Origin of the sequence: Fusobacterium ulcerans ATCC 49185 (assembly GCF_900683735.1) — a bacterium.
GTDB lineage: Bacteria > Fusobacteriota > Fusobacteriia > Fusobacteriales > Fusobacteriaceae > Fusobacterium_A > Fusobacterium_A ulcerans_A.
Genome location: NZ_LR215979.1, coordinates 57492 through 78964, shown reverse-complemented (window position 1 = coordinate 78964; position 21473 = coordinate 57492). Strand labels below are relative to the sequence as shown.

23 protein-coding genes are annotated in these 21473 nt (G+C 31.0%); 2 read left to right on the top strand and 21 right to left on the bottom strand.

The window, feature by feature from the left end:
* Positions 1-3: 3 nt before the first annotated feature.
* The 3 genes from mglA to E0E45_RS00375 form a co-directional block, all read right to left on the bottom strand.
* A complete protein-coding gene (gene mglA / locus E0E45_RS00385) occupies positions 4-1506 on the bottom strand; it encodes a galactose/methyl galactoside ABC transporter ATP-binding protein MglA (protein ID WP_005979258.1) in 1503 nt (500 codons plus the stop codon).
* A gap of 117 nt (positions 1507-1623) precedes the next feature.
* Positions 1624-2661 carry a galactose/glucose ABC transporter substrate-binding protein MglB gene (mglB, locus tag E0E45_RS00380; RefSeq protein WP_130889314.1) on the bottom strand — a complete coding sequence of 346 codons (1038 nt, stop codon included), beginning with the start codon at positions 2659-2661 and terminating at the stop codon, positions 1624-1626.
* Positions 2662-2884: 223 nt separating this feature from the next.
* Complete coding sequence (locus tag E0E45_RS00375; protein ID WP_130889313.1) at positions 2885-3832, bottom strand: ROK family protein; 948 nt, start codon at positions 3830-3832, stop codon at positions 2885-2887.
* A gap of 147 nt (positions 3833-3979) precedes the next feature.
* Between E0E45_RS00375 and trpS the strand changes: the two genes are divergently transcribed.
* Both trpS and E0E45_RS00365 read left to right on the top strand, forming a co-directional pair.
* Positions 3980-4966, top strand: a complete 987-nt coding sequence (gene trpS / locus E0E45_RS00370; protein WP_130889312.1) for a tryptophan--tRNA ligase — start codon at positions 3980-3982, stop codon at positions 4964-4966.
* An 18-nt stretch (positions 4967-4984) separates the two neighbouring features.
* Positions 4985-5902 (top strand): aminoglycoside phosphotransferase family protein, encoded by a 918-nt coding sequence (locus E0E45_RS00365; protein WP_130889311.1) that lies wholly within the window; start codon positions 4985-4987, stop codon positions 5900-5902.
* Positions 5903-5924: 22 nt separating this feature from the next.
* On the opposite strand, the gene murI is transcribed toward E0E45_RS00365, so the two are convergent.
* The 18 genes from murI to E0E45_RS00275 form a co-directional block, all read right to left on the bottom strand.
* Positions 5925-6716, bottom strand: coding sequence for a glutamate racemase (murI, locus tag E0E45_RS00360; RefSeq protein WP_130889310.1), 792 nt, complete (start codon positions 6714-6716; stop codon positions 5925-5927).
* A gap of 24 nt (positions 6717-6740) precedes the next feature.
* Positions 6741-7178, bottom strand: coding sequence for a hypothetical protein (locus E0E45_RS00355; RefSeq protein WP_130889309.1), 438 nt, complete (start codon positions 7176-7178; stop codon positions 6741-6743).
* Positions 7178-7828 carry an L-threonylcarbamoyladenylate synthase gene (locus E0E45_RS00350; RefSeq protein WP_130889308.1) on the bottom strand — a complete coding sequence of 217 codons (651 nt, stop codon included), beginning with the start codon at positions 7826-7828 and terminating at the stop codon, positions 7178-7180. The genes E0E45_RS00355 and E0E45_RS00350 overlap by 1 nt, the downstream gene beginning before the upstream one ends.
* A gap of 125 nt (positions 7829-7953) precedes the next feature.
* Complete coding sequence (locus tag E0E45_RS00345) at positions 7954-8931, bottom strand: ribose-phosphate diphosphokinase (RefSeq protein ID WP_130889307.1); 978 nt, start codon at positions 8929-8931, stop codon at positions 7954-7956.
* Between the two features lie 3 nt (positions 8932-8934).
* Positions 8935-10284, bottom strand: coding sequence for a bifunctional UDP-N-acetylglucosamine diphosphorylase/glucosamine-1-phosphate N-acetyltransferase GlmU (glmU, locus tag E0E45_RS00340; RefSeq protein ID WP_130889306.1), 1350 nt, complete (start codon positions 10282-10284; stop codon positions 8935-8937).
* Positions 10285-10374: 90 nt separating this feature from the next.
* The gene (locus E0E45_RS00335) at positions 10375-10920 is read right to left on the bottom strand and encodes a DnaJ domain-containing protein (protein WP_130889305.1); all 546 of its coding nucleotides are present in this window, start codon (positions 10918-10920) and stop codon (positions 10375-10377) included.
* 77 nt (positions 10921-10997) lie between these two features.
* Positions 10998-11576, bottom strand: coding sequence for a tetratricopeptide repeat protein (locus tag E0E45_RS00330; RefSeq protein WP_130889304.1), 579 nt, complete (start codon positions 11574-11576; stop codon positions 10998-11000).
* Positions 11577-11717: 141 nt separating this feature from the next.
* A complete protein-coding gene (gene gltX, locus E0E45_RS00325; RefSeq protein ID WP_130889303.1) occupies positions 11718-13232 on the bottom strand; it encodes a glutamate--tRNA ligase in 1515 nt (504 codons plus the stop codon).
* 69 nt (positions 13233-13301) lie between these two features.
* Positions 13302-14403, bottom strand: a protein-coding gene (gene prfB / locus E0E45_RS00320; RefSeq protein ID WP_130889302.1) for a peptide chain release factor 2 whose coding sequence is annotated in 2 segments (ribosomal slippage) — positions 13302-14330 and positions 14332-14403 — 1101 coding nt in all. Because the reading frame shifts where the segments join, the coding sequence is not laid out codon by codon here.
* 20 nt (positions 14404-14423) lie between these two features.
* Entirely contained in the window at positions 14424-14888 is a 465-nt protein-coding gene (locus tag E0E45_RS00315) for an NAD(P)H-dependent oxidoreductase subunit E (RefSeq protein ID WP_130889301.1), read from the bottom strand.
* 2 nt (positions 14889-14890) lie between these two features.
* Positions 14891-15259: a holo-ACP synthase gene (acpS, locus tag E0E45_RS00310; protein ID WP_130889300.1), complete on the bottom strand. Its 369-nt coding sequence runs from the start codon at positions 15257-15259 to the stop codon at positions 14891-14893.
* 19 nt (positions 15260-15278) lie between these two features.
* Positions 15279-16100: a putative RNA methyltransferase gene (locus tag E0E45_RS00305; protein WP_130889299.1), complete on the bottom strand. Its 822-nt coding sequence runs from the start codon at positions 16098-16100 to the stop codon at positions 15279-15281.
* 15 nt (positions 16101-16115) lie between these two features.
* On the bottom strand, positions 16116-16874 hold the full coding sequence (locus E0E45_RS00300; protein WP_130889298.1) for a TatD family hydrolase: 759 nt from the start codon (positions 16872-16874) through the stop codon (positions 16116-16118).
* Positions 16875-17768, bottom strand: a complete 894-nt coding sequence (hslO, locus tag E0E45_RS00295) for an Hsp33 family molecular chaperone HslO (protein WP_130889297.1) — start codon at positions 17766-17768, stop codon at positions 16875-16877.
* 11 nt (positions 17769-17779) lie between these two features.
* Positions 17780-18307 carry a ComEA family DNA-binding protein gene (locus tag E0E45_RS00290; protein WP_130889296.1) on the bottom strand — a complete coding sequence of 176 codons (528 nt, stop codon included), beginning with the start codon at positions 18305-18307 and terminating at the stop codon, positions 17780-17782.
* A complete protein-coding gene (locus E0E45_RS00285) occupies positions 18308-19711 on the bottom strand; it encodes a coproporphyrinogen III oxidase (RefSeq protein WP_130889295.1) in 1404 nt (467 codons plus the stop codon).
* Positions 19705-20307, bottom strand: a complete 603-nt coding sequence (locus E0E45_RS00280; protein WP_130889294.1) for a sugar O-acetyltransferase — start codon at positions 20305-20307, stop codon at positions 19705-19707. The genes E0E45_RS00285 and E0E45_RS00280 overlap by 7 nt, the downstream gene beginning before the upstream one ends.
* Positions 20307-21332, bottom strand: a complete 1026-nt coding sequence (locus E0E45_RS00275; protein ID WP_130889293.1) for a type IV pilus twitching motility protein PilT — start codon at positions 21330-21332, stop codon at positions 20307-20309. Before E0E45_RS00275 ends, E0E45_RS00280 begins: the two co-directional genes overlap by 1 nt.
* Positions 21333-21473: the final 141 nt, after the last annotated feature.

Sequence of the window (21473 nt, the reverse complement as noted above, 5' to 3'; positions counted from 1 at the left end):
TTTCTATAGATATTTTGCTGATAAAGTCATTATTTCTTCCTGAGTTGTTTCAGATGTTTTTACTATCCCTGCAACTCTACCATTACTCATAACAAGTATTCTGTCTGTTACTCCCAGAAGTTCTGGCATTTCAGAAGAAATCATAATAATTCCTTTATCTTTTTTAGCAAGTTCAATCATAAGCTGATAAATTTCAAACTTTGCCAAAACATCTATTCCTCTTGTAGGTTCATCCAGCATAAGTACATCTGGCTCTGTTAAAAGCCATCTTCCTAATATTACTTTCTGCTGATTTCCTCCAGACAAAGAACCTATACTTGTTGATTGAGAAGGTGTTTTTACTCTCATACTGTCAATTACCCATTGAGTATCTTTTTTAATCCCCTTATCACTTAATAAACGGAATTTACTTAAATATCTATCAAGATTTGAAATAGTTGAGTTGAAACCTACATTCAGCATACTGTATATACCTGTAGCTCTACGTTCCTCTGTTACTAAAGCAAATCCATTTTCTATTGCTTCATTAGGAGTCTTATTTTTAACTTCCTTTCCATTTAAAAATATATTTCCTGCTGCTTTTTCTCTTATACCAAATATTGTTTCTACAATATCTGTTCTCTTGGCTCCAACCAGTCCAGCTACTCCCAATATTTCACCTTTATGAAGTTCAAAGCTGATATTATTAATAGATGGCTGTTTTGCAGCTGTAAGTCCTTCAACCTTTAAAATACACTCTTTTACCACATTATCTTTTGGAGGAAAACGATTAGTCAAATCTCTTCCTACCATCATATTTATTATTTGGTCAGTTGAAAGATCTGCAACTGATTCTGTAGCTATCCATTTACCATCTCTAAGGATAGTTATATCATCAGATATAGCTTTTATCTCTTCCATTTTATGAGAAATATATACAATTCCGCATCCTCTATCTCTTAATTTATTAATTATTTTAAACAGATGTTCTACCTCTTTTTCAGTAAGTGAAGAAGTTGGTTCGTCCATCACGATTATTTTCGAATTATATGATACTGCTTTTGCTATTTCTATCATTTGTCTTTCTGAAACAGCTAGGTCTGCTACTTTTGAACGTGGATCTACATCTATCTCAAGTTCTTCAAATATTTTTTTAGTGTCATTATACATTTTTTTCTCATCTATAAAAAATCCTTTTTGCGGGTATCTTCCAAGCCAGATATTATCAAGCACATTTCTTTGAAGTACTTGATTAAGTTCTTGATGAACCATTGATACTCCATTATCTAGAGCTTCCTTTGCAGAAGTAAAGTTTATTTCTTTCCCTTCAAAAAGTATCTTTCCACTATCTTTCTCATAGATTCCAAATAAACATTTCATCAGAGTTGATTTTCCAGCACCATTCTCACCCATAAGTGCATGAACAGAGTGAGGTCTAACTTTCAAATTAGCCCCATCTAATGCTTTTACCCCCGGAAACTCTTTAGAGATATTATCCATTTCTAGCATATATTCTAAATTTTTCATATTGTCTCCTCACTATAACTAACTTTCTTTTCTATATCCTTTTTGGGAAAAAGGGAGATGTGTCTACAAAACAATCCCCCTTCTCTTCCCAAAATAATTTATTTATATAATTTTATCTTATTTAAATTCTGCTACATTATCTTTATCAATTCCAATACTAGGTATTAAAATTTCTTTTTCATCTAATTTCCATTCAGTTCCTTCAGTTGGAGCTTTTCCTTCTGCTAGATTAACTACCATATCCCAAGTAGCTTTTCCTTGACCTTTAGCATCATTAAGAACAGTTCCAGCCATTTCTCCAGCTTCAATCTTAACAATAGCTTCTGGTAAAGCATCTACTCCAAATACTGGAAGTTTCTTTCCAACAGCTTTCATTGATTCAATAGCTCCTAAAGCCATTCCATCATTATTACAGATAACAACTTCAATTTTATCTCCATTAGGTCCTGATAACCATGCATCCATTTTATCTTTTGCTTGTGCAGTATCCCACATAGCAGCATCTAGATGTAATTCTTCAGTTTCTATTCCATTATCATTTAAAGTTTTGATTGAATAAATAGTTCTTGCTTCAGCATCTGGATGTCCTGGTTCTCCTTTAATCATTACATATTGGATTTTTCCATCTTTATTTAAGTCTAAATCTGGATTAGCTTTCCAAGCTTTCATGATAAGTTCCCCTTGAGCTATTCCTTGAGCATTAGGGTCGATTCCTACATAATAAGCTTTATCATAAGCTGCTAAAACTTCCTTTGCAGGTTTTTTATTATAAAATACAACTGGTACATTTTCAGCTTTAATTTTTTCCATTACTGTTTGTCCAGCTGCTGGGTCAACTAAGTTGACTGCTAATGCATCTGTTCCTTTAGAAAGCATTACATCAATTTGGTCATTTTGAGTTTGTTGGCTGTTTTGAGAATCAACCATTGTTAAATCAACTTTGTCTTCTATTTTCTTAGCTTCGTCTAATACAACTTTTCTGTATAGAGCAATAAAGTTATCGTCAAATTTATAAGCTGTAAAACCTATTCTTAATTTTTTCTCTGCTTTTGGTGCTGCTGCTGTATCTGTAGGAGCTGCTTCTTTTTTCTCTCCACATCCAGCTAACCCTGCTACTAATAATAGTGCCCCCAATATTAAACTTGTTTTTTTCATAGCTAAAATACCTCCTAAGTTTTTATAAAGTTCTCATGTTCTTTTTTAGAACTTTACAATTTATTTATGAAACTAAGATTTTAAAACTATACTTTCACTAATTAATATAATCTTTTATTCAAGCTTTGTCAATATCTTTACATAAAAATTCTAAAAACTTTATAAACTAGGGAATAATAATTCAATTTTCTGCTAGAATGTTTTTTATAAACTCATATTGTTTTTATGAGAAAAGCCCTACTGCACCTTTTATTCCTGCTTCATTTCCTAGTATTCCCTGAACAATTTTCAAATCTTCCAACGTAACTGGAAGAGCATACTTTTCTAATTTTTTTCTAAGAGGATCCAGAAGTATATCTCCAGCTAAAGCAACTCCTCCTCCTAAAACTATTGTTTCTGGATTTATTATATTTAAAATATTAGCTATTCCCATAGCTAAATACTCTGCCTCATAGTCAACAAGATCTAATGAAAAAGCATCTCCCTCTTTAGCAGCATCAAATATATCTTTTGCTTCCAGTCCAGCTATATTTCCTTCTATCATAGTATAAAGAAGATTCTGTTTGTTCACAGTAAGTCTTGATACAGCTTCTCTTATCAATCCTGTAGCTGAAGCATAAGCTTCAAAACATCCTTTCTGTCCGCATCCACATACCCTTCCATCTTTTACTATTTTCATATGTCCTATTTCTCCACCAGCACCTTTGAATCCAGATATAAGCATTCCATTTACATATATTCCTCCACCAATACCTGTTCCAAGTGCAACTGTTACACTGCTTTTACTTCCCTTTGCAGCTCCATATTTTGCTTCTCCCAATGCTATGATATTAGCATCATTGTCTAATTTAGTTTCTATTCCTGTTATTTTTTCCAGTTTCTCTTTTACATTTACATTAGTTCCCCATGGAAAGTTTGCAAAAAATGCAACTATGCTTTGATCCTCCACAGGTCCAGGAATTCCCATTCCTATTCCTTTTACATTTTCTATATTTACATCTGTTTCTTTTGCAAGTTCCTGTATAACACTCCAGATTCGTTCCATTGTTTTGTCTACCCCTTCTGAAGAAAGAGTCTTTATTATGGAACTTTTCAATATATCTCCTTCTATATTCAATAATCCTATTTTAGTGTTTGTTCCACCTAAATCGATTCCCACATAATAATCCATATTATCCCTCCAAAATTTTCTTTCTATTTTTCTGTTTGTCTACTTCATTATACTATATTACTTCTTTTTTAAAAAGAGCTGTATTATTGAATTTTTTTTATATATATGGTACTATGTAGAATATATTTAGTTTTAGGAGGAATTTCTATGAAAAGAAGTTTATCTGGTATTCAACCTAGCGGGATCCTTCATCTTGGAAACTACTTTGGTGCAATCAGCCAGTTCGTAAAAAATCAAAACAGTGGCGAATTTGAAGGTTTCTACTTTATCGCTGACTATCACTCACTTACTTCTCTTACTGATCCAAAATCTTTAAAGGAAAATACATACAATATTGTATTGGATTATCTTGCTCTTGGATTAGATCCTGAGAAGTCTACTATCTTTCTTCAATCTGATATACCAGAACATGTTGAGCTTTCTTGGCTTCTTTCAAATGTTACTCCTGTAGGATTATTAGAAAGAGGACATTCATATAAAGATAAAATAGCTAAAGGTTTCACTCCAAATGCTGGACTTATGACTTACCCTGTGCTTATGGCTGCTGATATTCTTATTTATGATACTGATATAGTTCCAGTTGGAAAAGACCAAAAACAGCATCTTGAAATGACAAGAGATATAGCTATGAAATTTAATCAGCAATATGGAGTTGAACTTTTCAAACTTCCTGATCCTCTTATAATGGATGATCTTGCAGTTATTCCAGGAACAGATGGACAAAAAATGAGTAAATCTTATGGAAATACAATAAATATGTTCGCTTCTAAAAAAGAACTAAAAAAACAAGTTATGAGTATAGTTACTGATTCTACTCCTTTAGAAGAACCAAAAGATCCAAATAATAATATAGCAAAACTTTATTCTCTTTTTGCTTCTATTGAAAAACAAAATGAACTTAAAGAAAAATTCCTTGCTGGAAACTTCGGATATGGACATGCTAAAACTGAACTTTTAAATGCTATCCTTGAATATTTTGGAAAAGCAAGAGAGAGAAGAGAACATTTAGTAGAAAACAGTGCCTATGTACAGGAAGTTCTTAATGAGGGAGCTAAAAAAGCAAGAGCTATTGCCAGAGAGAAAATAATGAGAGCTAAAGAAGCTGTAGGTCTTATAGGAAATGCTTATAAATAAAAATTGAGGTGATAGAAAATGCTTTCTTCATTTAAAGATATACCTTTCAGAGAAAATTGGAAAGTTATATCTGAAATAAAAAAAGGTTGGTCAAATGATAAAAAATATTATATTGAAACCAAAGATAATGAGAAGCTTCTTCTTCGTACTTCTGATATTAAACTTTACGAAAGCAAAAGAAAAGAGTTTGAATTTATAAAAATAGTAAATGCCTTAGATTTCCAAATGTCTAAGGCTTTATATTTTGGAAAAGATATTAAAGATTCTTATGTATATATGATATTAAATTGGATTGATGGAAAAACATTATATGAAACCCTGTCTCATTTATCTGAAAAGAAACAATATCTTTTGGGAATTGAAGCTGGCCAGATATTAAAAAAGATTCATTCTATCCCAGTAGAAGAAAAAGATATCCCTCCAAATAAAGATAAATATCATCTTTGGAAATTAGAAAATTTTGAAAAAGGTTCCAATAGAGTTAAAAATGATTCTAAGGTTTTAAAATATGTTAGAAATAATATAGATCTAGTAAATTCCTCTCCTGCTGTTTATCTCCATGGTGATTTTCATGTTGGAAATCTCATTCTTACCCCTGATGAACATATAGGTGTTATTGACTTTAATCGTTACAGTTATGGCAATAGGTATGAGGAGTTTTTTAAACTGCAAAGCTTCAGTATGGAAATCAGTATCCCTTTTTCTATTGGACAGATTCATGGTTATTTCAAGGATGAACCATCTCATGTATTTTGGAAAAACTTTTCTTTTTATTGTGCTCTTTCATCATTAATTTCAATAGCATGGGCAGAAAATTTTGATGACAATGAAATCAATGGAATGAAAAATAGATATTATGAAACCTATAAGCATTTTGATGGATTTGAAAAAATTATTCCATCATGGTATATAACAAAAAAAGAAGTATCTTTTTAAAGGATACTTCTTTATATTTTAATTACTTTTCTATCTGGTAAAGTTTTTTAACTTCAAATCCTAAAAACTTTTCTGCTGTTTTTCTAAATTGCTCCTTATCTCCACTGACAAAGAATTCTATTTTACCTTTTTCTTTTGAATTATTCATCATATCTTCATCTCTTAAAGTGTCTATAAGTTCAATTACTGTTTCTTTAGCTGGATCAACTATTTTTCCAGAAAAATATTTTTCTATATCTTCCCTTATAATGGGATAATGAGTACAGCCTAGTACTAATGTATCTGCTGATCCTGGAAATTGAGATATATGTTCATCTAAAATATCTCCTCTATCTTCAAAAGTTTCCCATCCCTCTTCTATCATAGTACATAGTTCAGAACATCCTTCCTGATAAACAGAGGCCTTTTTAGCAAATTTCTTTATTTCCTCTCCATAAGCATTTGAATTAGCCGTAAAAGGAGTTGCTAAGACAGCAATATGTCCATTTTTACTGACACTTGCAGCTGCTCTTGAACCAGGATTTATTACTCCAATTACAGGTATATCATATCTTTCTTTTATTGCAGTTAAAGCAGCAGCTGTAGCTGTATTACATGCTATAACAACAGCTTTGCATCTGTTTTTAAGAAAGAAATCCATTATATTAAAACACAGACTTTGTAATTCTTCTACTGTCTTTCTTCCATATGGAGCATTGCCGCTATCAGCATAATATATCATATTTTCATGGGGTAATATTTCTGCCATTATTTTTAGTACAGTTGTGCCTCCAACTCCAGAGTCAAATACTCCAATACTGTAATCTTTCTTCATTACTCCCCCTTCATAAAAACAATTCTATTTTAATTTTGTTAGAAGTTCTCTGTATTGTTTTACCATCATTTTTATCATACCTTTTTTGATAAGTTGATACCATTTGAATTCCATAGCTTCCATTCCTTTTACAGAATCAATTACCATTTTTTTAAGGAATTCATATTCTTCAAAACTAACTTTAAGTTCCATTTGGTTTTTATCTTCACACATTTTTTTTACATAGTCAAAAAAATCACTGACACCTTGTCCTTGTGCTCCTAAAGGTGAAGAAGCAAATTGTTTTTTTACTTCATCTATAAATTTTGCTAAGAATTTTTTATTATTTTTGTCCAGCATAATAGAATATTTTCTTTTTCCCTTACCTATTTTTTGAATGCTGTTCATCATTCCCATCATAGATGACATATTATTCATCTGCATAGGATTCATTGCATTTGGATTTACTCTTTGTGTTTTCATTAATTTATTTCCTCCCCATTTAATTTTCCAATAATTTTTTCTATATCTTCAACAGATATGGCTCCTGTTCTAAGGATTTTTGGTTTATCACTCATATCTATTATAGTTGAGGCATTTCCTATTGGGCATTTTCCTCCATCAACTAATATTTCCACTCTTTCTTTAAAAGCTTCTGACAACTCCTCATAACTTTTTGGTGTAGCCTCACCAGATATGTTTGCACTTGTAGTAGGAAGTAATCCTCCTGCTGATTCTATTATTTTTAGAGCAGTATCAAGGTCAGGCATTCTTACTCCTACAGTTTTACCTCCTGATACCATTATATCAGGAACATTTTCTTTTTTATTCAGTATAATAGTAAGACCTCCAGGCCAAAATTCTTTTATCAGCTTTTCTATTTTTTCTCTATTTCTCTCTTCTATATATGCTATTTTTTCTATTTTAGATACATCACTTACCAAAACGATAAGAGGTGATTTAAAACTTCTCTCTTTAGCTTTGTATACCTTAGATATAGCTTCATCTGATTCTATTATTCCTCCCACTCCATATACAGTATCAGTAGGATAAATTATTAGATTTCCTTCTTTCAAAAGTTTTCCTATTTCTTCATAATCAACATCTAAAGCAGTATATTTCACTTTGTTCATTCTATACACCTAGCCTAACATATCATTATTAAAATATTAATAATTTTATCATATATACAAATAAAAAGCTAGTAAAACTACTAGCTTTTATTAGAAAAAATTATTTTTTTACCTTTGTGACTGGATTATTTAACATTTCTTTTTGTTTCAGCTTTTTCAAATAATTCAGAAACTGATTGATTATTTACAATTCTATTAATAGCTTCTGAGAAAATTTCATCAACTGAAAGAACAGTTATTTTGTCTAATTTCTTTCTTTCTGGTAAAGCAATAGAGTCAGTTACTATAACTTCTTTTAAAGGAGATTCTGCTAATCTTTCAATAGCAGGATCAGAGAATACCGCATGTGTACAACAAGCATATGCTTCTTTTGCTCCTCTGTCAATTATAGCAGCAGCACCATTTGTAATAGTTCCAGCTGTATCAATCATATCATCTATAAATATAGCAGTTTTTCCTTGAACTTCTCCTATAAGATTCATAACTTCTGACATATTTGGTTTTGGTCTTCTTTTATCAATGATAGCTATTTTACAATCTAGCCATTCAGCTAATTTTCTAGCTCTTTTTACTCCACCAATATCTGGCGAAACTACTACTACATCATCTCCATAAAGCCCTTTCTTCATGAAATATTTTACCATCAATGGTAAAGCTTGCATATGATCCACTGGGATATCAAAGAATCCTTGTATTTGATCAGCGTGTAGGTCCATGGCAACAATTCTGTTAGCCCCTGATTTTGTTAATAAATTTGCTACTAATTTAGAAGTAATTGGTTCTCTAGGACTAGATTTTCTATCTTGTCTTGCATATCCATAGTAAGGAATGATGACATTGATACTTTTTGCAGATGCTCTTTTTAATGCGTCAATGAAAATTAAAAGTTCCATTAAGTTTTCATTAACAGGTTCAGAAGTTGATTGTACTACAAATACATCCCTACCTCTAACAGTTTCATCAATTTTAACAAAAACCTCTCCATCTTTAAATCTAACTACTTCTGCTTCACCTAATGGCAGTCCATACCTCTCAGCGATTTTTGTAGCTAAAGCCACATTTGATGTCCCAGCAAAAATCTTAACATTTTCAGATTTAACCATTTTTTATTTCCTCCAATCATTTTTAATAATTTGTTTACTTCTTGATACAGCCAATGAGTTATCAGGAACATCCTTAGTTATTACTGAACCTGCTCCTACTAAAGCATTTTCTCCAATAATAACTGGGGCTACCAACATAGAATCACTTCCTATAAAAGAGTTCTTTCCTACAACAGTCTTAAACTTGTTCTTTCCATCATAATTACAAGTTATAGTTCCAGCACCAATATTTGTGTCCTCACCAATCTGTGCATCACCTAAATAAGTTAGATGACCAGCTTTTACTCCCTTTTCCAAAGTAGATTTTTTTATTTCTACAAAGTTTCCTATATGTACTTTTTCTTTTAAATGGCTCTTTGGTCTCAAATGTGCAAAAGGTCCTACAGTTACTCCCTCTTCTAGAATACTTTCCTCTATTACAGAACTTTCTACTTTAATATTATCTCCTAAAGTACTGTCTATTATTCTAGTAGTTCCTAAAATCTGACAATTATCTCCAATCACTGTTTTTCCCTGTAATACTACTCCAGGATAAATAACAGTATCTCTTCCTACTTTTACATCTTCTTCAGCATATACAGCTGATGGATCTATAAGAATAGCTCCCTTTTCCATAAGCTCAATATTTTTTCTATCTCTCAATACTTTTGAAGCTTGAGCAAGTTCTACTTTTGAGTTTACTCCTAATATTTCTATATTATCATTTAGCACAAAACTTTGTACTTTTTTCCCTTCTCCTACTTGTATTCCTATTACATCAGTTAGGTAATATTCACCTTTTTCATTGTTATTAGTTATTTTTGAAAGAGCATCAAAAAGCTCTCTTCCTTTAAAACAGTAAACTCCAGCATTTACTTCTTTTATCTTTTTAATTTCAGCATCTGCTTCCTTCTCTTCAACTATTGCTTTAACTAATCCATTTTCTTTTACTATTCTTCCATAACCAAATGGATTATCATAAATAGAAGTAAGTATAGTTGTTACTGAATCTGTATCTCTATGGAATTTATAAAGTTCTTCCAGAGTTTCTTCTCTTAACAGAGGAGTATCTCCACATAGTACCATTACATCTCCATCATAATCTTCTAATTTATCTTTTGCCTGCAACACTGCATGTCCTGTTCCAAGTTGCTCAGTCTGTACTACATAGTCTGCATCTTCTCCTACCACTTTTAAAACTTCTTCTTTTTTATGTCCTAAAATAAGTATGTTCTCTTCAGGTTTTAAAATCTCCAGAACTTTGATTATCTTAGAAATCATTGGAATTCCATTCACTTCATGGATAACTTTAGGAAGTTCTGATTTCATTCTAGTACCTTTTCCAGCAGCAAGAATCAATGTTTTCAATTTCATTTTTTTCTCCTTTGTCTGTTAAGAATAAGTTAAATTTTTTACTAAACTTAAACCCATATAATTATAGCATAGCTTATAAATCATTTCAAGCTAAGAAAAATCTTTTGACAATTTATCATAAGCTTCATTTATCTCTTTTATTCTGTTTTCATGATATTTCTTATCTGATTCACTTGCATTACTAAACTTATCTGGATGGTGCTGTTTTACAAGATCTCTATAGGCTTTTTTTACTTCTTCTTTTGTTGCATTAGAGTTAACACCTAAAATCTTATAATATTTTGTTTTATCTTCAGCGTATCCAAATGGATTTCCATTATTTCCTCCATATGAATATCCTCCACTCTGTTGTCCTGCCTGACGAAAAAATTCATCAAAATCTTCCGTTCTCTCAAATTTATAGTAATATGTTCTTTTCTTTGTACTCTTAGGCTGGTTCTGATTTTTGATGTAATTTATTAGCATTACAAGAAGTATCAGCCAGAAAAAGTTTATTGCAAACCATCCAAGAAATGCAACAAGCAAAAAGATGATGAACAAAACTGGAATAAAAGCTACTGCTCTGTTAAATCCAAAGGTCATCCCTATAAATAAAAATATTATTAGTATAAATACTAATGAAACACTATATATCATTTCCTCTCCTTTAAAAATCAAATATTAAAAAGTAAAAATAGAAAGAAAAGAAACACTTTTCCTTCTATTAGAAATTTTTAATATTTCTTAGATCCTATATCTGCTTTTAATTCGTTTATTTTCTCAACAATACTCTTTTCTCTAGGGTCTATTTCATAAGCTATAATATATTCTTTTAAAGCTCTCTGTTTCTGCCCTATTGCTTCATATTTTTTAGCAAAATCCAAATGTGCAGTATAGATATCCAAATCCAAAAATATAGCAAAATCATAACTATTAATTGCTTCTTTTATAAGCCCAGCTCTTGAATATGTATTTCCAAGAAGAAAATGAACAAAGGAATTATCTGGTGCTATTTCCAATGACTTGTTAAAATAATCAATAGCATTCTCATAATTTTCATTTTCATAATAAAGATACCCTAAAAAAGCTGCATAATCTGCATTTTCAGGATTCGTGTTCACTATCTTTTCATATAACTTAATTGCTCCATTATAATCTCTTTTATAATATAATATTGCTGCTAAACTTTTTAAGTTTTCTATGTTTTGAGGATTTTCCAAAAGTGAAAATCTTATTTCTTCTTCCTCTTTAACCAGATCTTTATCACTATAATCCCTGAATATTTCAGTTTTTAATAACTCTGTTTTTAACAACTTGTGATCATCCTCCTATTAAAAAGATTTGCTCTTAGAATATTATAACATAAATTTTCTTCATGTAAAAACAATTTCTATTTTTAGTTAAATATTATAAAAAAAGGAAAGAGTAAAACTCTTTCCCCTTTATTTTTCCTATTAAAGAACATTGTATTTAGCTATCATAGCCTTCATTCTTTTTAATGTTCTTTCTTTTCCTATTATGTAAAGAACATTGAAAAGATCAGCTCCTCTAGCCTGTCCAGTGATTACTGCTCTCAATGGCATAAATACTTTCGCTGGTCCTTCTCCTATTTCATCCATTGTATGATGTAACAGGTCTTTTGCTTCTTCCACTGTAAATTCATCTTTTTCCCACTTGTTAAGTTTTTCCATAAATAATTTTATTGATTCTTTTCCAACTGGATCTTCTATAGATGAACATAATTTTTCTACACTTTTTCTCTCTTTTTTATTCATTTCTTCAGTTACTTCTGGAAGTTCAAACTCATCTTGATAGTAAGCTGTTGCTTCTACTGCAAGTTCTTTTAAAGTTTGAGCACTTTCTCTCAATATTCCAACTATTTTAACAATAGCTTCATATTCTTTTTCTGAAACATTTTCTCCTACATGTCCTTGTTGTTGGAAGAAAGGAACTGCTAATTTAGAAAGTTCATCAATATCTTTCATTCTCATATGTTGGTTATTCACCCAACCAAGCTTTACAAGGTCAAATACAGGTCCTCCAAGAGATACTTTATTTATATTAAAGTTTTCTTTAAATTCTTCTAATGTAAATATTTCTTTATTTTCTCCAAATGAATATCCCATAAGTCCTAAGAAGTTTACTATACCTTCTTTAAGATATCCTTCATCTCTGTACCAGTTCAATGATACAGGATTTTTTCTCTTAGATATTTTAGTTCTGTCTGCATTTCTAAGTAATGGCATATGAATAAATTCTGGTGCATCCCATCCAAAAGCTTTATATAATTGGATATGTTTAGGTGTTGATGCTATCCATTCTTCCGCTCTTATTACATGAGTAACTTCCATTAAATGATCATCTACTACATTGGCAAGGTGATAAGTTGGAAATCCATCCGCTTTTAAAAGTACTTGATCATCTATTTTATTATTTTCAAATACAATATCTCCTCTTAATCTATCTTTTATGATAGTTTCACCTTCATAAGGCATTTTTAATCTTATTACATATGGTTCTCCAGCAGCTAATTTAGCTTGAATTTCTTCAGGAGTTAACGATCTGCAATGTCCATCATACCCTGGAGCTTTTCCCATAGCTTTTTGTCTTTCTCTTAATTTTTCAAGTCTTTCTTGTGTACAGAAGCAATAGTATGCTCCACCTTTTTCTACTAATTGTTTTGCATAGTCACCATAAAGTTCAAATCTTTCTGATTGTCTGTATGGTCCATAAGGCCCTCCTACATCTGGACCTTCTGCATAAGTCAGATCAAGCCACTTTAACGCATCAAAAATCATCTGTTCTGAACCGGCAGTATATCTATTCTGATCAGTATCCTCTATTCTTAAAATAAAGTCTCCGTTATTAATATGTGCAAATGCTAAGTTGAAAAGCGCTATGTACGCAGTCCCTACATGAGGATCTCCAGTAGGTGATGGTGCTATTCTAGTTCTTACTCTCTTTTCCATTTTTTCCACCCCTCTTAGTTTTAATAATTTAATACAAATTTTACCACAATTTTAATCTTTTTTAAAGAATTATTTTGTTTTATTCCATCTTAAATATGTGTTTATGAAAATATCTATATCTCCATCCATAACAGCCTTGATATTTCCTGATTCAGCTGATGTTCTGTGGTCTTTTACTAAAGTGTAAGGCTGGAAGACGTATGATCTTATCTGATTTCCCCATCCTATTTCACTTTGCTCTCCTTGTATTCTCTTCATCTCTTCTTCTTTTTTCTTCATCTCAAGTTCAATTAATTTAGACTTCAACATTTTCATAGCTGTTTCTCTGTTATTCAGCTGAGATCTTTCTCTTTGACATGTAACTACTATCCCTGTTGGAATATGTGTAATTCTTACTGCTGAGTCTGTCATATTTACATGCTGACCTCCAGCTCCACTGGCTCTGTATGTATCTATTCTCAAATCTCCAGCATCTACATTTACCTCTACACTTTCGTCAACTTCTGGCATAACTTCCACTGAAGCAAAAGATGTATGTCTTTTTTTATTAGCATCAAAAGGAGATATTCTTACAAGTCTGTGGATTCCTTTTTCACTTTTCATATATCCATAAGCATTTCTTCCCTCTACAAGAAAAGTTATAGATTTTATTCCCACACTATCTCCAGGCATAAAATCCATTTCACTTATTTTATATTTTTTTTCATTGCACCATCTTGAGTACATTCTGTAAAGCATATCTGCCCAGTCGCAAGCTTCTGTTCCTCCAGCTCCCGAATGAATAGTAACAATAGCATTGTTTGAATCGAATTCTCCATCTAAAAGAAGTCTTGTATCAAAGTGATCAATGTCTTTTCCAAGTATCATATGTTTTTCTTCAAGCTCACTTTGAAAATCTGTTTCTCCCATCTCAACAAAATCTATTAGAACTTCCTCTTCTCCTAGTTCTGATTCCAATTTCTTAAACTCAGCTACAATTTCTTTTTCTCCATTCATTTCCTTTATGACTGCAGAACTGCTTCTCTTATCATTCCAGAAATTTTCTTCCATAGTCATTTTTTCAAGCTCAGATATTTTTTTCTCTCTCTTTTCTAAGTCAAAGAGACCCCCTTATATCAACTATTTTTTGCTTATATTCAGAGAATTCTCTTTTTATGTCTAATATATCCAAATTTTTCCTCCTTGATTATATTATTTTAATCCCAATCTATTTTTTAATTCAGGCATAGACATCATACTATATATCTCACCATCAATTGAAACATTTGGTCCTTTATTGCATCTTCCAAAACATCTTTTTGTTGTTAAAAGTATCTTTCCATCCTTTGATACTCCATTTTCATCTATTTCTAATATTTCAGCCAGTTCGTCATAGAATCCTTTTCCATGTACACCACAAGTCATTCCTACACATATAGAAACTTCTTTAACTTTTTTTCCACTGACTTTATTTCTAAATTTAGGATAAAAATTTATTGTGTTTTCTATTGATATTTCAAGCAAGCCTGTTTTATCTGCTATAAATTTCTGTACTTCTTCTGGAATAGCATCCAGTTTTTCCAATACAAAGTTAAGAATTTTTACATCATTTTTTTTGTCTTTCAATCCATTTATAAATTCTTCAAGTTCAGCATAAAACTCTTTATTTACTTCCATCTTCAGCACTCCTTTTTAAACATAACTGCTACTGCTGTTGCATACTCTTTAGAATGAGAAATAGATATTTCCATTCTCACATCTGCCATTCTGTCTTTTAATATATTTTTAAATACAACATATGGCTTTCCCAGTTTATCATTTAATATTTCTATATCAGTCAGATTAAAATCTCTTACCCCTGTTCCCAATGCTTTAGATATTGCCTCTTTTGCTGAAAATCTTCCAGCATAGCTGGCTGCTTTGTTACCTTTTTTTTCTGTAATTTCTATCTCTTTTTCTGTATATACTCTCTTTTTGAATTTTTCATTAGATATAGCTTTTTCTATTCTTGCTATCTCTATAATATCATTTCCTATCCCTAGAATCATAGTTTTTTCTCCTTGAGGATTATTCTTTCTCAAAAATATCTATATTCACATCAATAGTTATTTCCAACTCATTCAATGCAAAGAGTTTATCCACACCTTCTTTTGGACTTCTCCATTTATACGGAGTCATATCAAAAAGATTTCTTATACTTTCATTTTCTTTTATGAAAGATTTTCCTGTACAGTTTACTGTATTTATATGCTTAAAAATTTTTAGATCCTCTATTGGAGAATAAAATTCTGTTCTTACATTATCATACACAACTTTTTTTAATTCCAGCAGATGATTTTCTCCAGTAGAAACTATTATTAGCTTTCCACCCTTTTTCAATGTTCTCATTTTCTCTTCTGGAATTATTTTAGCAAACATACAAATTATATAGTCAAGAGATCCAGCTTCAAGAGGAATATTAGTGGCACTGGCTACTATCCAGTCAATATTTTTATATGTTCTTGCAGCACATATCACTGCTTCTTTAGAAATATCTATCCCAGTTATATTGGATTTTATTCCATTCTCATCAAGAGATTTTTTCAATCTTCCAGTATAATATCCCTCTCCACATCCTATGTCCAATATTTCTATATCATTAGATGCTCTATTATCCAAAACTAGCGTATTTACCGCTTCCGATATTATCTTATAGTAATCTTTTTCCAGAAATCCTTTTCTGCTAAGCACCATTTCCTTATCATCACCTGGAGTTTTGCTATGCTTCTGATTTGCAAGAAGAAGATTCAGATATCCTTGCTTTCCTTCATCAAAACAGTGGTTATTTTCACATCTATATGTTTTTCCATCTTTATCTAATATTTTTTTACAAACAGGACAAATTATCATTTTTTCCCCTCATTCCTATATCATGTTATAGGCTTTTCTTGTATTTAGATTTGTAGCTTCTGCTACTTCCTCATATGTTATTCCTTTTATCTCAGCTATTTTTTTAGCTACATATTCCACATATATGGGTTCGTTTCTCTGTCCTCTAAAAGGAGTAGGTGCCATATATGGACAATCAGTCTCAAGAATTAATTTTTCTAAAGGTATATTCTTCACTACCTCAATCAGTTTTTTTGCATTTTTAAAAGTAAGTACCCCACCTATACCAAAATAGTAATTGTCCATTACCTGAAGAGCTGTTTCCACTGAACCTGGATAACAATGAAATATTCCTTTTACTGAAGGAAACTCTTTCAATATTTTTACAGTATCCTCTATAGCATCTCTTGAATGTATTACCACTGGTTTTCCAACTCTTTCTGCTACTTTCATCTGTCTTCTAAATATTTTCTGCTGCTCTTCCTTTGGACGAGTCATCCAGTGATAGTCCAGTCCTATCTCTCCAATAGCCAGTACTTTTTCATCTTTAGCCAGCTCTTCAAGTTCTTGTTCAAGCTTATCATCATATCCCTCTATATCGTCAGGATGTACTCCCACAACAGCATATATAAAATCATATTCTCTACTGTATTCAACACCTTGTTTGCTGCTCTCTATATCATACCCTATATTGACTATGAAATCCATATTATCTTTTATTCTTTGAAATACCTCTGCTCTATCTGAATCAAATTGCTTTGAATCCATATGAGCATGAGAATCTATAAGTTTCATTCATTTCACCTCTAAAATATCTTTAAAATCTTCTTTAGTAAATTTATATTTTTTTCCACAGAAATGACATTCAGTTTCTAAAAATTCTTCTGTTTCAAATATCTCAATCAGTTCTTTTTTCCCAAGAGTGATAAGTCCTCTATAAAATTTATCCTTATCACAATTACATTTATAGCTTACTTCTTTTTCTTCAAGTATCTCATATTCTTCAATCATTTTTTCATTATCTTCACTGTTCATATCTTCATACAGAAGTTTCAATATTCTTTTAAGATCCATTCCACCCATCATAAGTTCAGTCATAGGTCTGATTGCATTTATTTTTTCTTCCAAAGCTCCTATAAAACTCTCCTCTGCTCCTGGAAGAAGCTGTATCATATATCCTCCTGCACAAGCTACAGTTTTTTCATCTTTTAAATTCACTCCCAATGCTATTACAGTTGGTGTTTGATCTGAATTAAAGAAATAGTAAGCCAAGTCTTGAGCTATCTCTCCTGAATCTATTGGTGACATTCCAATATATGGTTCTTTCAATCCCAGATCCTTTATTATTCTAAGCATTCCTTTTCCAATTAAAGCACCTACATTTGATTTTCCATTATCTTTTAGTGCTGCATCAGCTGAAGGATTAGAAACATATCCTTTTACTCCTCCATCAGAATCTGCTGTAACTACCATATTATTCAGCAGTCCATCAGTATCTGTTCTCAAAGTCAGTAAATCTTTTCCTTTTAAAGTGCTTCCCATCATTACTCCTGCTGTAAGAAGTCTTCCAAAAGCATCTATTGCTGTGGGGCTGCACTTATGTATATCCAATGCTTCTTGTACTATATCTGTTGAATCCACCAGAAAAAATCTGGCATTTTTACTTATTCCTCTTATTATTTTACCCATTTATATCACCTCTAAAATTTATCATATTTAATTATTCTTTTATATTCTTCATATCTTTTCTTTGAAAGTATCTCCATTAATTGAAGATTATTATCTATTCTTTTATTTCTATTAATATATTCTCTAATTTTCTTGATCTCTTTTTTCTCAAAACCAAAATATTTTAAAAGTTCATCATTAGCCTCATTTATATAAAGAGGATTTTTTTCAATTTCACTTTCTATTTTAAATTTTTTAGAGAGCTTTTCATAAGTTGCATCTCCTATTCCTTTTATTCTTTTCATTTCTTCCAGCTTTTCAAAACCACCTGTTTTTTCTCTGTAGCTTAAAATCTTGCCAGCATATCCTATTCCAATTCCCTGTGATACCATTTCCTCTTTAGAAGCAGCATTTATATCAATGAGATTATCTTTTTTTTCAAGCATATTTTCACTCATTATTAATTTAAAGGGGGCTGATATTGTTTCTTCTTCTCCAAAAGCAAAACTGCTGATGATTGCAAGCATAACTGCAATGAGTATCCCTTTACAAATTTTCATCTATTTTTCTCCTTTTTTAAATAATTTATATTTACTTTCCATCCTCTCTTTCATCTCTTTTATATACAGTGCTGGATCTTTAGGATTAATTATTCTTTCTATATAATCTCTAAATTCAGTTTCTTCTACTACTATCTTAGTAATAGCTCCTCCACCTAATCCCATAGTTGACTGGTTTTCCTCTATCATTTCTATATTGAAAACAGATTCTTTTCCCTCTTTTGCATAACCTACATTTTCTCCCCATTCCATAATATTTTTCTGTCTGTACATATAGTATGGTTTCATCTGCTTTTTCTCTGTAAGTTTTTTTATTCTTTTCTCTATTATTTCTCTATCTAGTTCTTTTCTACTTTTATCCTCTTTAAAAAGTTTAGAGGCTCTTTTAAATGCTAGAGAGTGTATAGTAAGATTTTCTATATCATATTTTTCTACTTCGTTTAATGTGTGAAGTACATCCTCTGTTGTTTCATCTGGAAGTCCTATTATCAAATCCATATTTATTATAAAACCCATATCTTTAGCTATTTTAAAATATTTATCAAAATTTTCTCTGTTAAAGTTTCTGTTTACTTTTCTTAAAGTTTCCTCATTAAATGTTTGTGGATTTAAACTTATCCTATCAGCACCATATTGTTTTATGAGTTCCAATTTTTTTTCAGTGAGTGAATCTTCTCTCCCTGCTTCAAAAGTGAATTCTTTCAGATAAGTCATATCAATATTCTCATTTACTTTTCGTAATACTTGTTCTAAATCCTCTTCTGTAAGAGTACTTGGAGTTCCTCCCCCTATATAGATAGATTCTATCTTGTAACCTTCATCTTTCAAAAACTTTCCTGTCATTTCTATTTCTTCCAGCAAAGTTTCAACAAATCCCTTATAATATCTTCCTACCCCTCCATTTATTTCATAAGAAGCAAATGAGCAGTACTTACATTTAGTTGGACAGAAAGGAACTCCTATGTATAGATTAATATATTCTCTATTCAAAAATTCCAGTTCTTTTTTTACAGTATTTATAAGGAGTTCTATTTTCTCATCACTTACAATATAGAAATCTCTCAGCATATCCTCTGCCTGTTCATATGAATATCCTAAAGACAGCAACCTTCTCAATACTTTAGTAGGTCTTACTCCCATAAGTCCTCCCCAAGAATACTGTTTTTCATATACTTTCAGCAAAAGTATTTTCACCATAGTCTGTTTCTGTTCATCTATTTTATCCTCTTGGTTTGCATAAAGAAAATTTCCTTTTTTCCCGTCTATCTCCATATCTATTTCTATCACATCAGAAGTTTCTCTTATAGAAAGATTCATAGTTTTATCCAGTGCTTCTGGTACCATTACTCTTGCAAACTCTTCTATACTTCTAATATTTATTTCAAATTCTGAATTAATTAACACTTTTCCTCCAAATAAAATTCTTCCATCATCTTATCTTTTTCATCAATTTCTCTTAGTACTCTGCATGGATTTCCAACTGCTATGACATTTTCAGGAATATCTTTTACAACTACACTTCCAGAACCTATTACACTGTTTTTTCCAATAGTTACTCCATCATTTATTGTAACTGCTCCTCCTATCCACACACCATCTTCCACTATGATATGAGTTCCATACTCATATCCTGTTTCTCTTTCACTTGGAAACAAAGGATGACTTACAGCTAAAAAAGATACTCTAGGGCCTATCAAGACATTTTTTCCTATTTTTATCTTTCCAATGTCAAGAAATATGCAGTCATGATTTATAAAACTATTTTCTCCCAATGAAATATTATATCCATAGTCACACATAATTGGAGTTTTAACAGAGGTATTTTCTCCCATTTCTCCAAAAAGTTCCTTTATATTTTTCATTATTTCATGAGATTTTTCAGGAGAAATATTATTTATTTTAAAACATTTTTTCTTTGCTTCAGCTCTTTCAGCAACTAACTCTTCATCATTTCCTTGGTAGAGTTTTCCTGAGAGCATTCTTTCTTTTTCTTTATTCATCAATATCCTCTTTTTCTGTCATATTCTTTTTTATCTATAACTCTATTTTTATACATATTAGAAATATATTCTTTCATAGATATCATTCCATACTTTTGTCCTGTTTCAATAGCTATAGATATTTGATTTGTTTTTCCAGATGCTATATGATTAGACACAGCAGTATTTACAAAGAGTATTTCAAAAGCTGGAACTACTTTATTTTCTTTATCCAATAATAACTGCTGGCTTACAACACCTCTCAATGTTGAGCTGAGCTGTATCTTTATCTGTTCCTGCTTTTCTTTTGAAAAAACATCTATAAGACGATTGATTGTTTCCACTGCTCCATTGGTATGAAGAGTTCCAAATACAAGATGTCCTGTTTCTGCAGCTGTAAGAGCAGCTTCTATACTCTCTATATCTCTCAATTCTCCTACCATAATTATATCTGGATCTTGCCTTAGAACACTTTTTAACGCATTTGCAAAAGACAGGGTATCTCTCCCTATCTCCCGTTGTCTTATCAAGCTTTTTTTATTTTCAAAAATATATTCAACAGGATCTTCAATAGTGACTATACTTAAAGCTTCCCTCTGGTTTATCTCTTCTATCATAGCTGCCAATGTTGTACTTTTTCCACTTCCTGTTGGTCCAGTTACAAGTACCAATCCATTTTCATATTCTATCATGTTTTTCAATATTTCTGGAAGTTTCAGCTCTTCAAAATTTTGTATCTTTTTTGTTAAAATTCTTATAGAAAATGCAGGAAAACTCTTTTCATTATACAAGTTTATTCTGTATCTTCTTTTTTTTATATCTTCAAAAGATATATCTATCTCCTTATTCTTTTCAAAGATTTCTTTCTGCTTCTCTGTGAATAGTTCTCTTATAAAGTTTATTAAAGATTCTTCTGAAACCTTACCATTTTCTTCATCTCTTATCAGTTCTCCATTTACTCTATAGATTACTTTTTCATTATTCACAAGATGAATGTCTGATGCATTTTTTTTCTGACCTTTTTCTAAGATATCTAATAAAATCATCATACCTTCCCTTAGATAAATTTTTACTTTATATTATAGCACATTTTATACCATTTGTCTTCTGCTGCCTCTTTTTAAAACTACTTTTTCTAGGTAATTATATCATGATTTTTCATTTGGGTCTAACTATTGAGAATAATA